The sequence below is a fragment of the Bacillus sp. 275 genome, from assembly GCF_001999205.1.
GTDB lineage: Bacteria > Bacillota > Bacilli > Bacillales > Bacillaceae > Bacillus > Bacillus velezensis.
This window is the reverse complement of record NZ_CP019626.1, coordinates 3,001,609-3,016,940: the sequence shown is the minus strand read 5'-3', so window position 1 is coordinate 3,016,940 and position 15,332 is coordinate 3,001,609. Positions and strand designations below refer to the sequence as shown.

12 protein-coding genes are annotated in these 15,332 nt (G+C 47.4%); 1 reads left to right on the top strand and 11 read right to left on the bottom strand.

Annotation, left to right across the window (positions count from 1 at the left end; genetic code table 11):
- Positions 1–41 precede the first annotated feature (41 nt).
- From tlpB (BZ167_RS14735) to tlpB (BZ167_RS14720), 4 genes are all read right to left on the bottom strand, one after another.
- Positions 42–2,048: a methyl-accepting chemotaxis protein gene (tlpB, locus tag BZ167_RS14735; protein ID WP_061860820.1), complete on the bottom strand. Its 2,007-nt coding sequence runs from the start codon at positions 2,046–2,048 to the stop codon at positions 42–44.
- Positions 2,049–2,163: 115 nt separating this feature from the next.
- Positions 2,164–4,149: a methyl-accepting chemotaxis protein gene (gene tlpB / locus BZ167_RS14730; protein WP_077392124.1), complete on the bottom strand. Its 1,986-nt coding sequence runs from the start codon at positions 4,147–4,149 to the stop codon at positions 2,164–2,166.
- A 127-nt stretch (positions 4,150–4,276) separates the two neighbouring features.
- Positions 4,277–6,265 (bottom strand): methyl-accepting chemotaxis protein, encoded by a 1,989-nt coding sequence (gene tlpB, locus BZ167_RS14725; protein ID WP_007408633.1) that lies wholly within the window; start codon positions 6,263–6,265, stop codon positions 4,277–4,279.
- 184 nt (positions 6,266–6,449) lie between these two features.
- Complete coding sequence (gene tlpB / locus BZ167_RS14720) at positions 6,450–8,435, bottom strand: methyl-accepting chemotaxis protein (RefSeq protein ID WP_003152135.1); 1,986 nt, start codon at positions 8,433–8,435, stop codon at positions 6,450–6,452.
- 141 nt (positions 8,436–8,576) lie between these two features.
- On the opposite strand from tlpB (BZ167_RS14720), the gene BZ167_RS14715 reads away from it, so the two are divergent.
- Complete coding sequence (locus BZ167_RS14715) at positions 8,577–9,314, top strand: protein-glutamine gamma-glutamyltransferase (protein WP_015240458.1); 738 nt, start codon at positions 8,577–8,579, stop codon at positions 9,312–9,314.
- Between the two features lie 17 nt (positions 9,315–9,331).
- Here the strand turns inward: BZ167_RS14715 and BZ167_RS14710 are convergent, their stop codons facing one another.
- The 7 genes from BZ167_RS14710 to BZ167_RS14680 form a co-directional block, all read right to left on the bottom strand.
- A complete protein-coding gene (locus BZ167_RS14710) occupies positions 9,332–9,583 on the bottom strand; it encodes a hypothetical protein (RefSeq protein WP_014305693.1) in 252 nt (83 codons plus the stop codon).
- Positions 9,584–9,608: 25 nt separating this feature from the next.
- Positions 9,609–10,640, bottom strand: coding sequence for a nitronate monooxygenase (locus tag BZ167_RS14705; RefSeq protein ID WP_061860823.1), 1,032 nt, complete (start codon positions 10,638–10,640; stop codon positions 9,609–9,611).
- Positions 10,637–11,053: a secondary thiamine-phosphate synthase enzyme YjbQ gene (locus tag BZ167_RS14700; RefSeq protein ID WP_061861492.1), complete on the bottom strand. Its 417-nt coding sequence runs from the start codon at positions 11,051–11,053 to the stop codon at positions 10,637–10,639. The genes BZ167_RS14705 and BZ167_RS14700 overlap by 4 nt, the downstream gene beginning before the upstream one ends.
- A 121-nt stretch (positions 11,054–11,174) precedes the next feature.
- On the bottom strand, positions 11,175–12,833 hold the full coding sequence (locus tag BZ167_RS14695; protein ID WP_033574925.1) for a glycoside hydrolase family 13 protein: 1,659 nt from the start codon (positions 12,831–12,833) through the stop codon (positions 11,175–11,177).
- An 89-nt stretch (positions 12,834–12,922) separates the two neighbouring features.
- Positions 12,923–14,212, bottom strand: a complete 1,290-nt coding sequence (locus tag BZ167_RS14690; protein ID WP_007408640.1) for a hemolysin family protein — start codon at positions 14,210–14,212, stop codon at positions 12,923–12,925.
- A gap of 42 nt (positions 14,213–14,254) precedes the next feature.
- The gene (locus BZ167_RS14685; protein ID WP_003152125.1) at positions 14,255–14,932 is read right to left on the bottom strand and encodes a zinc metallopeptidase; all 678 of its coding nucleotides are present in this window, start codon (positions 14,930–14,932) and stop codon (positions 14,255–14,257) included.
- Positions 14,933–14,978: 46 nt separating this feature from the next.
- The gene (locus BZ167_RS14680; protein WP_033574924.1) at positions 14,979–15,242 is read right to left on the bottom strand and encodes a YuzI family membrane protein; all 264 of its coding nucleotides are present in this window, start codon (positions 15,240–15,242) and stop codon (positions 14,979–14,981) included.
- Between the last annotated feature and the right edge of the window lie 90 nt (positions 15,243–15,332).

Below are 15,332 nucleotides of genomic sequence, written 5' to 3'. Positions count from 1 at the left end.
TAGTGTATCGCTTTTTTAAAATGAGGAAAAGAAACAGCGCGCTACAGCTGTTCTTCGTCTTCAGACTGAATCGTAAATTTCCGTGTGACCTGCTGCAGTTCTTCGGCCATATGCGCAAGCGTTTCGGCGGATGAACTGATTTCTTCCATGGAGGCCAGCTGCTCTTCAGCTGAGGCGGCGATGTCTTGAATGCCGGCGGACCCTTCTTTGGCGACTGAGGTAATGTCCTCCACCGCGTTTGTCACATTTTGCGACCCGGCTGCAAGCTTCTCAAGCGTTCCGTTCATATGCTGCAAGGCGCCTGAAATCTGAGTCGTCATTTCTGAGATTTTCTTGAAGCTTTCGGCCGTTTGATCCGTAATATCGAGGCCTTCCTTCACATCTTGATTCACCGCTTGGAATACGGAAAGCGATGTGGCGATTTCTTTGACGATTTCCTGAATCAGCGTTTCGATTTCCTTCGCGGAGCCGGCTGATTGTACGGCAAGCTTTCTCACTTCTTCCGCAACGACGGAGAAGCCCCGCCCGTATTCGCCTGCTCTGGCCGCTTCAATGGCAGCGTTTAAGGCAAGCAGATTTGTTTGATCGGCAATGCCGTTAATGACGTTGAGAATGCTCTTAATGTCGTGCGACTTCGTTTCCAGCCCTTTTACAACCGCTTCCGCCTGCTGTACGGAACGATCAATTGTTTTCATCTGGCCGACCGTTTTCGCCACTAATTCTTCTCCGCTTCCGGCCGTTTCAGAGGTTTGGATGGCGGATTCAGTGATTTCCGCCGATACATTCGCCGTCTCGGCAATGCCCGCATTCATTTGGGAAAGGTGATCAGCACTTTCTTCCAATTTCTCGCTTTGTGATTCGTTTCCGTTTGAGAATTGTTCAATCGCCAGTGTAATATGCTCTGTCGCCTTGCTTGTCTGTCCGGCGGATGCCGTCAGCTCTTCGGATGAAGAAGCGACATGTTCGACGGATGACTGGATGACGCCGATGACAGACCGGAGTGATGCCGACATCTCATTGAAGCTTTGGCTGAGCTGCCCGAATTCATTTTTCGACTTGATGTCAATGACTTCCGTTAAATCGCCGTCACTGATTTTAGCTGATGTCGAAACAAGTTTTTTGAGCGGTTTTGCAATCGAGCGAATGATAAAAATGATTAAAATACCGCCGACGATAAGAGAAACCGCCAGGATGATCAGCGCCATTTTCATGACAGGCGAGGCTGCGTCATGGATCTCACTGACAAAAAATGTGCCGGCGATTTTCCAGCCCGTCAGTTTGTTTGTCGTGAAGGCCATTTTCTTCTGCTGTCCTTCAAACATGTATTCAAACGATCCGCTCGATTTGGAAAACACTTCTTTCGTCCACTCTCCGGAGCCTTCCGTTCCCGCTTTTATAGTCGGATGCGCGATGTATTTTTTATCTCCCGTTGTAATGAAGGCAAAACCTTTATGACCGATCTGGACGCGTTCGGAAGCGTTCAGCAGGTCGCCCAGATTAATATCAAGCGCCACAACGCCTGATCCGTCTTTTGTCTGCTGGGCAATCGTAACAACCGTCTGTCCGGTTGCAGCGTCTTTATAGGGCTCGGTAAACACTGGCTGTCCGCTTTTTTCAACTGCTTTGGTATACCACTCGCGCGTGAGCGGATTATAATCGGACGGCATATCAACGGACGGATATTTCACGAACGCTTTGTCGCGAGACGCGGCGTAAATTGACGCGACATCGTCATTTACGGTGACATACTGCTTCATTTTGTCGAGCAGTACCGATTTATTTTTTGTGTTCAGTTTTTCCTTAGTGATTGATTCGCTGTAGTAGTCAATCGCTTTCAGCTTGCCTTCGAGCATGTTTTCCAGCACGCTGTTCAGTTCGCTGACATTTCCCTGGGCGCTGTGGGTCAGTTCGCTTTCTAATGTACTCCCCGCCGTTTGGTAGCTGAAGTAGGCGAGTATGCCGACCGGAAGTACCAATACGGCTAAAAATGCCGCGATCAGCGGCTTGCTGATGGATGGCTGTTTGATCCAATGTATCAGTTGTTTCATTTTTTCAGTCTCCTTCTTTGAAAAGCTAAATCTAATATCGTCAGATAGGACAAAAGATTTATTAAAAAAACTAAAAAAAACACCCAAACAGCACATTTGGGTGTTCTATGACCTATTAATCTATTTTAAATCGTTTCGTCATATCACGTAATTCTTCCGCCATTTGGGATAACGTTTCCGAAGACGAACTGATTTCTTCCATTGAAGCCAGCTGTTCTTCGGCGGAGGCCGCAATATCCTGAATGCTGGCGGAGCTTTCTTTTGCGATGGACGCGATTTGCTCAGAAGCTCCTGAAATCTGCTGAGAGCCTGCTGTCAGCTGTTCTACCGTCGCATTCATATTTTGAATTTCTCCGGCGATCTGGTTCGTCATTTCAGAAATCCGTTTGAAGCTCGTTTCGGTCTGATTCGTAATATCCAGTCCGCTCTCCACCTCTTTGTTGACGGATTGGAACATGCCGAGAGATGTATTGATTTCATTGACGATTTCTATAATTAAGCTTTCGATTTCTTTCGCTGAATCGGCAGACTGGACGGCAAGCTTTCTCACTTCTTCGGCGACGACTGAGAAGCCCCGGCCGTATTCACCCGCACGCGCGGCTTCAATTGCCGCGTTCAGCGCAAGAAGGTTTGTCTGATCAGCGATTCCGTTAATGACACGGAGAATGTTTGTAATGTCTTTTGATTTTGTTTCAAGTCCGCGCACCACTTGTTCAGCTTCTTTCACTGACCGGTCAATGACGTTCATTTGGCCGACCGTCTGGTGGACGAGCTTTCCGCCTGAATTGGCGACTTCCGCTGATGTGGCGGAGGATTCGGTAATGACGGCAGATGCTATCGCCATATCTTTAAGCCCGCTGTTCATTTGGTAAATATGTTCCGCCGCGCTTTCAATGTTTTCACTTTGGCTTTCATTTCCGTTAGAAAATTGTTCGATCGCCAGTGTGATATGTTCGGTTGCCTTGCTTGTCTGCTCCGCTGAAGCCGTCAGCTCCTCTGAGGAAGATGCGACGTTATTCACGGAATCCTGGATGGCATGGATGAGAGACCTGAGCGAAGCGGCCATATTGTTAAAGCTTTTGCCAAGCTCGCCTAATTCATCTTTTGACTGAATCTCGATCGTTTCTGTTAAGTCGCCTTCACTGATCTGTTTCGATGATGTCACAAGCTGCTTGAGCGGTTTTGTGATTGAACGGATAATCAGCACCATGACGATGGTTCCGATCACAATCGCTAATACGAGAACGAGCAGGGACAGATGAAGGATCGGCAGGGCCGCTTCATGAATTTCGTCCAGATACATTGTTCCGGTAATCTTCCAGCCTGTCAGCCCGTTTGTATCATAAGCCATTTTCTTTTCCTGGCCGTCGTATTTGTATTGAAAATCACCTTTTTTGCTGGTGAACAGCTGTTCAGCCCACTCCCCGCTTAATACTGTGCCTGACGTGCGGTTCGGGTGGGCGACCACTTTTTTGTCTTTCGTCAGGATAAAAGCGTAGCCTGATTTTCCGATGTTCACTTTCTTTGTCGTTTTCAGAAGCTCATCGATTTTCATATTGATGGCGACGACTCCTGAGCCGTCTTTTGTCTGCTGAACGACCGTCACGACCATCGTATTGGTGGAAGCCGTTCGGTAAGGATCTGTTACAACAACTTTCCCCTTATTTTCCACGGCCTTTTTATACCAGTCTCTTTCAAGCGGATTATATCCTTTAGGCATCTGCAGATCCGGATACCGTATGAGATGTCCTTCCGTGTCACTCGTATAAATGGATTCCACGTCTTTATTGATCTTCATGTACTCTGTGAATTTATCGGTAATTTGCGATTGGTTTTTCGGCTTGTACCGATCCTTTGTGAGCCAGTCGCTGAAATATGCCGTTCCGTCTTCCTTTTGGCTGATGCTTGTGTTGATCATATCGTTAATCTGCTGCACATTATCTAGTGCGCTTCCCATCATCTGCCTGTCAAGCGTGCTTACCGCCGATTGATAGGCGATAAAAGCCAGCGTTGAAATAGGAAGAATGAGAATGGCCAAAAAAGAAATGAGCAGTTTTCTTGTAAGCGATCTCTGCTTGATGATTTGCACAATTTTTTTCATCTGCTATATCTCCTCTTGCGTGTTTACCCTTCATATCGGCAATTATGGGTAAATATACACATCCAAAAAGAAGAAATATAACGAAACATACTTTTTACCTATCGTAAAATTAGTCTTTTAGACTTAATTAAGAGTTTATCTTAAAACGCTTTGTCAGTTCGCGTAATTCTTCCGCCATTTTTTCCAGCGTGACGGCGGAGGAACTGATCTCCTCCATGGACGCAAGCTGCTCTTCAGCTGAAGCCGCGATGTCCTGAATGCCGGCCGCGCTTTGTCTGGAGACGGCCGCGATATCCTCTGAAGCGTTTGATACTTCCTGAGATCCGGCAGAAAGCTGTTCCACGGTTGCATTCATATTTTGCAGTTCACCGGCAATCTGATTTGTTTTAACGGAAATGTCCCGGAAGCTTTTTTCCGTTTCGTCCGTTAACTGAAGTCCGCTTTTCACCTCGTGATTGACGGATTCCAGCATTCCGAGCGAAGTATGAATTTCTTTGACGATTTCATGAATTAAGGATTCGATTTCTTTCGCTGAATCGGCGGATTGGACGGCAAGCTTTCTCACTTCTTCGGCAACGACTGAAAAACCGCGTCCGTATTCTCCCGCTCTTGCCGCTTCAATGGCTGCATTTAAAGCAAGGAGATTCGTTTGATCGGCAATGCCGTTAATGACGCGCAAAATGCTGGTGATGTCCTGCGATTTGAGTTCAAGCCCTTGTACGACTTGCTCCGCTTTACTTACGGATTGGTCAATGGCGCCCATCTGGCCGGCTGTTTTCTTGACAAGCCGCTCACCGGCGCCGGATATCTCCGCCGATTCAATTGACGTTTCCGTCACCACGGCTGCCGCTTCCGCCAGATCACTGAGCCCGTCTTTCATCTCATTCACTTGGGCTGTCGCTTTATCAATACTCTCACTTTGGTCTTCCGTTCCATTAGAAAACTGTTCAATCGCAAGGGTGATATGTTCCGTTGCTTTGCTCGTCTGCTCAGCCGAAGCCGTCAGCTCCTCTGAGGAAGAAGCGACATGTTCAACAGAGTCCTGAATTCCCTGAATAAGCGAACGGAGTGAATCTGTCATATGATTAAAACTTTTACCGAGCACGCCCAGCTCATCTTGAGAGCTGACATCAATGGTTTCCGTCAGATCTCCGCTGCTGATTTTTTCAGCTGAAGCTACGAGACGTTTTAACGGTTTTGTAATTGAGCGGATGACAAAATAAATGAAAATCATCCCTGCGGCAATGGCTATCGCCAATATGATAACGGCCAGAGTCAGAACCGGTCTTGCCGCATCCTTGATTTCATCCACGGACATGGTTCCGCTGATCTTCCAGCCCGTCGCTTCATTGGTCACGTACGCCATTTTTTTCGCTTTCCCGTTCAGCGTATATTCAAAGTCGCCTTTTTGCCCGCTGAATAATGTATCAACCCATTTTCCCGATACCGCCGCGCCGGCTTTTTCATCACTGTAGGCAACGGCTTTTTTATTTTTGCTGAGGATAAAGGCGTATCCTTCTTTTCCGATGTTCACTTCTTTTGTCATCGTGATGAGATCGTCGATTTTTATATCAATGGCGACGACGCCTGATCCGTCTTGCGCCGCGCGGGCCATGGTGACGACCATCTTTTTGTTTGAGATGGACTCATAAGGGTCTGTGATGATGGTTTGGCCTTTATTCTCCATGGCTTCCTGATACCAGCTTCTTTCAAGCGGATTGAAATCGGCCGGCATATCGGCATGCGGATAACGGGTAAACGTTCCTTCCTTGCTGCTTGAAAATACGGCGGACGCTTTATCATTGCTTTCAATAAACTGCTTGAACCTTTCTTGCATTTCCGTTTGGTTTTTTTCTTTAAATTTAGCGCTTGTCGCCCATTCGCTGAAATACGCTGAGCTTTTTGTAAACATTCCGATCCGGTCATCAATCATATTGTTTAAGATTTGCACATTTCCTTCGGCGCTTTCCATCATTTGCTTTTCAACGGATGAAGCCGCCGAACGGTAGGCGCCGGCAGCCAATACTGCTACCGGAATGATTAAGATCAGTAAAAATGAAATGATCAGTTTTTTGGCTATTGATTTTCTGGCGATTTTTTTTGCTGTTTTTTTCAATTTTGTAAACCTCTTTCAATCATTTACTGTTTATATCGGCCGACTCCCTTTTTATTACATTGAAAATTAAGTCATAAATGAAAAATAGTTCTATGTACTCCCTTTGCATGCAAGACTTTTTATTTAATTATCCGGCTGTCACTATAAAAAAGGACGCCTTCCCTCCGGAAAGCGTCCTTTTTTACTAGTTGATTTTAAATTGTTTCGTTAATTCCCGCAGTTCTTCGGCCATTTGCGCCAAAGTATCGGCGGATGTGCTGATTTCTTCCATTGATGCAAGCTGTTCTTCTGCGGATGCGGCAATATCCTGAATGCTTGCTGCGCTTTCCCGTGATACGTCCGCAATATCCGTCACCGCGGCTGAAACGTGCTGAGAGCTGTCTGACAGCTGTTCAACCGTGCCGTTCATCGATTGAAGCTTCTCGGCGATATCGTTTGTCATGCCGAAGATATTCTGGAAGCTTTCTTTCGTGCGGTCCGTCACGGCAAGTCCTGATTGAACTTCTTCATTAACGGATGTGAACATGTGAAGTGATGTATTAATCTCAGCCGTGATTTCCTGAATGAGTTTTTCAATCTCTTTGGCAGAACCGGCGGATTGGACGGCAAGCTTTCTCACTTCTTCGGCTACCACTGAGAAGCCCCGTCCGTATTCACCCGCTCTTGCCGCTTCAATGGCTGCATTTAATGCAAGCAGGTTTGTCTGATCGGCAATACCGTTGATGACTCTTAAAATATGAGTAATGTCTTTTGATTTGGCCTCAAGGCCTTTTACAACCGCTTCCGCCTGCTGGACCGATTGATTGATGAGATTCATCTGCCCGACGGTTTGCTGCACATATTCTTCCCCGGTGCCGGCAGCTTCCTTCGATTGTTTAGATGCTTCCGTAATGGATGATGATGTGCGGGAAACGGCGGCGAGTCCGTCATTTATATGATTCAGCTTGGCTGAGCTTGAATCGACTTTTTCGCTTTGCTCTTCGTTTCCGTTTGAAAACTGCTCAATGGCCATTGTAATATGTTCCGTCGCTTTGCTTGTCTGCGAAGCTGAAGCGGTCAGCTCCTCCGATGACGCGGCCACATTGTCGACAGAGTTTTGGATCGCGCTGATCAGTCCGCGCAGAGATTCTCCCATTTCATTAAAGCTCGCACCGAGTTCGCCCAATTCATCTTTCGAGCGGATATCAATGGTTTCAGTCAAGTCTCCGCCGCTGATTTGTTTAGAAGAGCGGACAAGCCGTTTCAGCGGTGACGTAATGGATCTGACAATCAACAGAATTAAAATTCCCCCGATGATAATGGATGCTGCAAGGACAATCATCCCCATCGTCAGCACCGGTTGTGAGGCGTCTTTAATTTCGTTGAGCTCCATGCTCCCTTCTATTTTCCATCCGGTCAGTTTATTTGTCGTAAACGCCATTTTTTTATTTTGATCATCGAGCTTGTATGAAATAATGCCGCTGTCTTTGCTGTATACCTCATTCAGCCACGGTGTTGAAACTTTATCGCCCGGTTTGTGGTCTTTATGCGCGACATAGGTTTTATTTTTGGATGTGATAAACACGAATCCTTTTTGCCCGATTTTGATTCCCTGCATCTGCTTCAGCAGCTGGTCAATCGTAATATCCATGGCCACTACGCCTGTTCCGTCCTGCATCTGCTTTGCCACGGTAATGACCATGCTGCCGTCGCTTGCCGCGGTGTAAGGGTCGGTGACAACGAGCGTGCCGCCGGCCTTCACAGCGTCTTTATACCAAGTGCGTGTTCTCGGATCGTAATCGGCCGGAGTATTCTCCTTCGGCGCCTGTGCGTAGCTGCCGTCTTCCGTACCTCCGTAAATGCGGGCTACGTCCTTATGAATAGACGTGTATTGCCCGAACTTTTCTTCAAGAGCAGACATGTTTTTCTTTGAGAAGGATGACCCTTTTAACGTTTCACTGAAAAATTCAATCGCCTTTGCTTTTGCGCCGATATCATTTGTAATGGTTGTGTTAAAAGATTCGATGTTATTTTTCGCGTTGCCTGAAATCTGATCATCCAGCGAATTGCTCGCCGTATGGTATGAACTGAATTCTAACACGAGAATCGGTATGATTAAGATCACGATAAATGAAATGATTAATTTACGTGAAATCGATGCCTTTGTGCACCAATTGATGAATTTTTTCATATTAAGCTGCTCCCTCAAGTGTGATACCTTATATATCGGCTCAGTCTTCACATTTTGTTAACATTTCCTCATTTTTTATGACTTGATTTTCATTGCCCAAGCTTCCTGCATATTTTATAAAAAAAGATAGGGGGCGCGCAGATGATTATCATATCCGGCCAAGTGCTTCGTCCTCAGGACATCGCGAACTGGCAGACGGAAGAAAGCCTTGTTCCGTATATAAATGAACTGCTCAATTCTCCCGTACAATTCGATTACGGGTCGATTGCTGAACTGATGTTCGAGGTGCGGCTGCGCCGCCATATTGTGGAAGCCGCAAGAGAACTGCACGGATCAGGTGTGAAATTTGCAACTTTCGCCAAAACATACGGAAATACGGCTTATTGGAGAGTGACGCCGGAAGGAGCCTTGGAGCTGAAGTACAGAATCCCCGCTTCAAAAGCGATTCGGGACATTATTGAAAACGGGGCGTTTTACGCATTTGAATGCGCTACCGCCATTGTTGTGATTTATTATCTGGCCGTCTTAAAGACAATCGGTGAAGAACGGTTTAACCGGCGTTTCCGGGATATCACTTTGTATGACTGGCACTATGAGCATCTGCCGATCTACACGGAAACCGGCAGCCACTTTTTACGGGGAGATTGTTTATATTTTAAAAATCCTGATTTTAACCCTGCAAAGGCTCAGTGGCGGGGAGAAAATGTCATTGTGATGGGGAATAATCAATATTTCGCCCACGGTCTCGGGATTCTGACCGCTGAACAAATCATCCAGAGATTGAATTCTTTAAGAAAAAAAAATGCCGTGCAGCCGGCTTATCTGCTTAACCAGGCAACAAGGCTTGATGCACCCGCGCTTTATCAGATCATGCATTAAAACAATCCCATCGTCTGTCATTGTGACGATGGGATGTGAAATGCTTTTCTTTTCCGGTAAAAAGCCGTCGTGCCGAGCGCTTGGTTTGCAGCCCATTCAAACTTCTCTAAATCATGGCGGGTGACGGCTCTGTCCCGTCTGCTCCATTTAATGGCGCGGACAAAGTAATACCCTTTAATCGGCGCCATGGTGACTTTGGAATGCGGAAAATCTTCAAAGACAAACTCAATAGTTCCTCTTTTTTTATAGGACATTTGAAGAATCTTCATCATCCATCACCTCACGATTTCTGGATTATGATTCGCACAATCCGTCCAAAACGGTTTTCACGTCTGTCGGCCCTTCAAGTTTCGCGGCGGACTGGCCGGCCCATAAAGACATATATTCCGCGTCTCCTGATTGAGCCGCATGCCCGCGCATCGGCTTTGTCAGCGTATTATGCAGCGGATAAGGCAGCGTTTTCCCCTCGTCAGCTTCATATGTTTTCATGAACTGATTCACGATTCCCCGCGCCTGTTTTCCCGAAAACAGGGTGGTCAGCCGCGTATCGGCTCCTTTTGATTCGGCAATGGCTTTTTGATATGCCGGTGAAGCGCTGCTTTCTTCACAAAGGAGAAACGGTGTTCCTACTTGAACGCCGTCCGCACCCAAACATCGGGCCGCCTGCACCCCGCGGCGGTCAAAAATGCCGCCTGCCGCAATCACCGGGATATTCAGCGCGTCTTTAGCCTGCGGAATCAGCGCCATAAGGCCGAGAGCCGGTTCTCCTTTAACCGGCAGAAACGACCCGCGATGTCCGCCGGCTTCTATTCCCTGAAGGATAACGGCGTCCATTCCCCGTTCTTCAAAAGCCTTCGCTTCCTCCGGCGTTGTCGCCGTGCCGAAAAGGAAACAACCGCTTTTCTTCAGCTTTTCCGCCGTTTCTTCCGGCGGCAGGCCGAAGGTGAATGAACACGCTTTGACTCCGTAACGGATCAGAAGCTCCGCTTTTTCCTCGAAATCATTCCATTCTTCTTTCAGATCAGAGAACGGCTTGGCGTCTTTTGCCCTCGGAATGCGGGCTTTCCATTTTTCAACAAGTTCCGCCTCAGGCATCTGTCTTTCTTCCGGGACGAAAAGATTTACTTGAAAGGAGCGGTCCGTCAGCTCTTTCATCTCGATAAGCTGTTTTTCAAGCGCTTGCGGGCTGACGTATCCTGAAGCGAGGCTTCCGAGCGCCCCTTCATTTGATACCGCCGAAGCCAGACGCGGCGTGACCAGCCCGCCGGCCATCGGCGCCTGAATGACGGGCTTTATTAATGATAACGGACTCATCCACTCACTCATTTGTTTTCCTCCGTTTCAGCCTGTATTTTGATATAACATGTTCTGTTTCGCGGACCGTCAAATTCGCAAAAATAAACGCCCTGCCATGTTCCGAGTATCAGGCGGCCGTCTTCTATGATGACATGCTGGGAGGCGCCGGTTGTGCTCGCTTTCATATGTGCCGCCGTATTTCCCTCCATATGCCGGTCCAGTTCGTGCTCCCACGGATACATTTCATCAAACCTTCTGAGCATATCCCTCTTCACATCCGGATCGGCATTTTCATTTATGGTAATGCCGGCGGTTGTATGGGGACAGTATATGAGCGCCAAACCGTTTTTCACGCCTGTTTTGCGGAGAAACGCTTCAGCTTCATGTGTGATGTCGATCATTTCATCCCGTCTGTTTGTTTGAATCTGCATTTTTTTCAGCATATGAATGCCTCCTTTCTTTTTCTCTTCCTTTCCCATATTCGTTTCTGTATTTGTCTTTTCCTGTCGGATCGCGATGATAAACGCAGATCACAAAAAACTTCAGCCTCGGGACTGAAGTTTTTCACCATATATATACGCGGGCCTCATAAGGCTTTAAAAGAAAGGATGTCACATGCCGATGCGGTGGTGTTTCCATGCTTGCGAGCACGAGCGTATCGGAGTCAAGCGGATAACCGGGATGCCTGTATAAAGCGGGGGTCCGGGACAGATTTGTGATGATCAGGGCGGTTTTTGTTCCGTTTTTTCTTAGATAGGCATAAATCTGCCGGTCATTCGGAAGCAGCAATTCATATGTGCCGCTGATCAATACGCCGTGTTCTTTTCTGAGGGCGAGCAGCCGTCTGTAGAAATGGTATACGGATGTTTCATCCTGCATTTGTGATGCAGCATTCAGCCATGTGTGGTTCGGATTCACTCCGAGCCACGGAGAAGCATCAGAAAACCCGCCGTTCGCCTCACCGCTCCATTGCATCGGTGTCCGTGAATTATCCCGGCCCTTCTTCCAGATGATCTTCATCACTTTTTCATGCGGAACGCCGCGGGACGTCTCTTTTTCATACAGATATTTCATTGCGGCGTCATCATAATCTTCTATGGATGGAAACGAAACATTGGTCATCCCGAGCTCCTGCCCCTGGTAAATAAACGGCGTGCCTTTCATCAGCATATACATCGCGGCGAGTGCCTTGGCGCTTTCTGTCAAAAACCGTTCGTCACCCCATACCGAGACGGAACGGGGCTGATCGTGGTTCTCCATAAATAACGCGTTCCAGCCCTTTCCTTCAAGACTGTTCTGCCAGCCGGACAAGACGCGCTTAAGCGCCGGAATGGAGATGCTTTGATCATCTTCCGTATCCCAGAGGCCGAGATGTTCAAATTGAAAAATCATTTGAAAGACGCCGTTTTTTTCACCGGCCCAATCAGCCGCCTCCCAAGCCGCCACTCCGTTCGCCTCGCCGACCGTCATGATCGGATAGCGCGAAAATGTTTCCCGTTTCAGCTCTTTTAAGAGATCCATTATGCCTTCCCCATTCATATGGTACGGGAAAGACGGGACGTACGGGAGACCGTCCGGATTCGGCATGTCAGGGAGCCCTTCTTTTTTCTTAATGTGAGAAATGGCATCCACCCGGAAGCCGTCTATGCCTTTATCAAGCCACCAGCGGACCATCTCATAAACGGACTGCCTCATCGCTTCGTTTTCCCAATTTAAATCAGGCTGTTTTTTGTCAAACAGGTGCAGGTAATACTGGCCGGTCTCTTGATCATATTCCCACGCTGATCCGCCGAAAATGCTTTCCCAATTGTTCGGCTCTTTGCCGTTTTTTCCGTCTCTCCAGATGTACCAGTCCCGTTTTTCGGAATCTTTCGCCGAGCGTGATTCGATAAACCAAGGATGCTCATCGCTTGTATGGTTGATGACGAGGTCTATAATCAGCTTCATGCCGAGCGCATGGACATCCGCAAGGAGCCGGTCAAAATCCTCCATCGTCCCGAATTCGCATGCAATTTGTTTATAATTCCGAACATCGTAGCCGTTGTCCGCGCCCGGCGAGTCAAAAACGGGACAAAGCCAGATCACATCCGCCCCCAACTCTTTTATGTAATGAAGCTTTGCTCTGATGCCGTTCATGTCGCCGATTCCGTCCCCGTTCGAATCCATAAAGCTTCGGGGATAAATTTGATAGACGGCCGCCGTTTTCCACCAATCCGTTTTCATACCGACACTCCTTTCTTTACATCATATGAAGGAGCGGGACGAAGAAGCATTTTTTCCATAAAAAAAGCCTCATTGCAAAAGCAGGAGGCTCAGAAATCAGTTTTTTTAATTTCAACGAAGCGGATATGATGGTCTTCCGCTTCCAGCACCTTAAATTCACACCCTTCGGCATGAAACACATCACCATTTTTCAACTCCATTTTTTGTGTTAAGAGCCAGCCGGCAATCGTGTCAATGTCTTCATTTTCGATGGCGATATCAAGGAGATCATTCACCTCTTCTATGAGCGCCTTGCCGTCCATCACATAATGGTGTTCGCCTTTTTTGACGATGTGGGGCATTTCATCCTGGTCATATTCATCACGGATTTCCCCGACGATTTCCTCCAATATGTCTTCGACGGTCACAAGTCCCGCCGTGCCGCCGTATTCGTCAACGAGAATCGCCATATGAATCCGCTCCTTCTGCATGCGGATCAAAAGCTCCTGAACGGGGATGCTTTCAATGACTCTGATGACCGGACGCATAATTTCTTTTAATTCAATGGAGCGGCCGAGAAAATACGCCTTAAATAAATCCTTATTGTTAATAATGCCGAGAATGTGATCTTTGTCTTCCTTAATAACCGGATATCGCGTATACCGTTCGTTGATGATCAAATGTATGGCTTCATCAACTGACTGTTCAAGCGAGATGGCGGCGATTTCGGTGCGCGGCACCATGATTTCTCTGGCGACCCGGTTATCGAATTCAAATATTTTATTGACGTAACGGAATTCAGATTGATTGATTTGACCTTTTTTATAGCTTTCGGACAAAATCAGCCGCAATTCCTCTTCACTGACCACGACCTCATGTTCTTTCACCGAATGAAAACCGAACAGCTTGACCAAAAATCCGGCTGAGCCGTTTAACAGCTTAATAAACGGATACATCACTTTATAAAACAGAATGAGCGGTTTCGCCGTCCACAGACTGACGGCTTCGGCTTTTTGAATGGATATCGTTTTCGGCGCAAGCTCTCCGATGACGACGTGCAAATACGTGACGGCGATAAACGCCGCAATAAACGTGACGACGTGCGTAATGGATGACGGCATTCCGATCAGGCTGAAAACAGGATGAAGAAGCCGCTGAATCGTCGGTTCACCGAGCCAGCCGAGTCCGAGCGCCGTAATCGTAATGCCGAGCTGGCACGCTGATAAATATTCATCGAGATTTGAAATCACCCTGTGCGCCGCGAGCGCCCGGCTGTCTCCGGTTTCAACCAGCTCCGCGATTTTTGAACCGCGGATTTTGACAATCGCAAATTCCGCAGCGACAAAGATGGCCGTTAATCCGATTAACAGCATAATGAGAATCAGTTTTAATATAAGCAAAAAAACCCCTACCGCAAACGGTAAGGGGCCACCTCCTTCGTGTTAATTCTCATCACGACCATTTAAGAAAATCATCACAAAACGAAGCAGCTCGAATAATGAAACGAGCGCCGCAGCCACATACGTCAGCGCGGCGGCGTTCAGCACTTTATTCACGCCGTGTTCTTCACTGTTGCGAATGAATCCTTCCGACACGATAATCCGCTTCGCCCTCGCGCTGGCATTAAACTCGACAGGCAGTGTGACAAGCTGGAAAAAAACAGCGGCCGAAAACAAAATAATGCCGAGTCCGATTAAGTTCAAGCTGCCCAGGAGCATCCCGCCCAAGAAAAGCAGAGGGGCAACCCCGGAGGCAAAATTGACGACCGGAAAAATTTTGTGCCTCAGCACAAGCGCGCCGTATGATTCCTGATGCTGCAAAGCATGTCCGACTTCATGGGAAGCGACGGAAATGGCGGAAATGGAGCGGCCGTAATATACCGGCTCAGATAAACGCACCACCCGCTCCGTCGGGTCGTAATGGTCTGTTAAAGTGCCTCTTACCGGTTCTACCGGCACATCATATAAACCGTTAATATCAAGAATCCGTCTTGCCGTTTCCGCCCCCGTCCGCTGACTGGAAGCTTCTACGTCTGAGTATTTCTGAAAATTGCTTTTCACTTTAAATTGTGCCCAAAACGACAATCCCAATGCAGCAATTGTTAAAAAGATAAACAGCATATTATCCTCTTCCTTTTTCTCTTATATCGTACGATTTGCTTATATATTATTTTAATGATTGTCCGCTTTCCTGTACAGAAATCCGCTTCTTTTTTCTGACAGGAATCAAACCTCCGAGCATGATGAGGATACACCCGGCCAATCCGATGTAAAACGGAAACGTGCCTGCGGTCTCTTTTGCAAAAACAAGCCATGAAAATCCGCCGGACATATGATTGTATCCATTCAAATCGAAAATAAGCAATACGGCCGCCGAAGCGAGCAGCTGCGCTCCGGCCAGCACCGCCAGCAGTTTTTGAATGACTGTCATTTGACTCACCCTTTTTCGATCCGCTTTCTTTATCATATGAAAAAATGAGGGTGAATATGTTTTCGGCGATTTTTGAAAGACATCAAACGA

What these genes read in the sequence shown, in the direction of transcription:
- tlpB (WP_061860820.1), bottom strand. Translation starts at nt 2,048, where the DNA reads ATGAAACAACTGATACATTGGATCAAACAGCCATCCATCAGCAAGCCG.
- tlpB (WP_077392124.1), bottom strand. Translation starts at nt 4,149, where the DNA reads ATGAAAAAAATTGTGCAAATCATCAAGCAGAGATCGCTTACAAGAAAA.
- tlpB (WP_003152135.1), bottom strand. Translation starts at nt 8,435, where the DNA reads ATGAAAAAATTCATCAATTGGTGCACAAAGGCATCGATTTCACGTAAA.
- BZ167_RS14715 (WP_015240458.1), top strand. Translation starts at nt 8,577, where the DNA reads ATGATTATCATATCCGGCCAAGTGCTTCGTCCTCAGGACATCGCGAAC.
- BZ167_RS14710 (WP_014305693.1), bottom strand. Translation starts at nt 9,583, where the DNA reads ATGAAGATTCTTCAAATGTCCTATAAAAAAAGAGGAACTATTGAGTTT.
- BZ167_RS14705 (WP_061860823.1), bottom strand. Translation starts at nt 10,640, where the DNA reads ATGAGTGAGTGGATGAGTCCGTTATCATTAATAAAGCCCGTCATTCAG.
- BZ167_RS14700 (WP_061861492.1), bottom strand. Translation starts at nt 11,053, where the DNA reads ATGCTGAAAAAAATGCAGATTCAAACAAACAGACGGGATGAAATGATC.
- BZ167_RS14695 (WP_033574925.1), bottom strand. Translation starts at nt 12,833, where the DNA reads ATGAAAACGGATTGGTGGAAAACGGCGGCCGTCTATCAAATTTATCCC.
- BZ167_RS14685 (WP_003152125.1), bottom strand. Translation starts at nt 14,932, where the DNA reads ATGCTGTTTATCTTTTTAACAATTGCTGCATTGGGATTGTCGTTTTGG.
- BZ167_RS14680 (WP_033574924.1), bottom strand. Translation starts at nt 15,242, where the DNA reads ATGACAGTCATTCAAAAACTGCTGGCGGTGCTGGCCGGAGCGCAGCTG.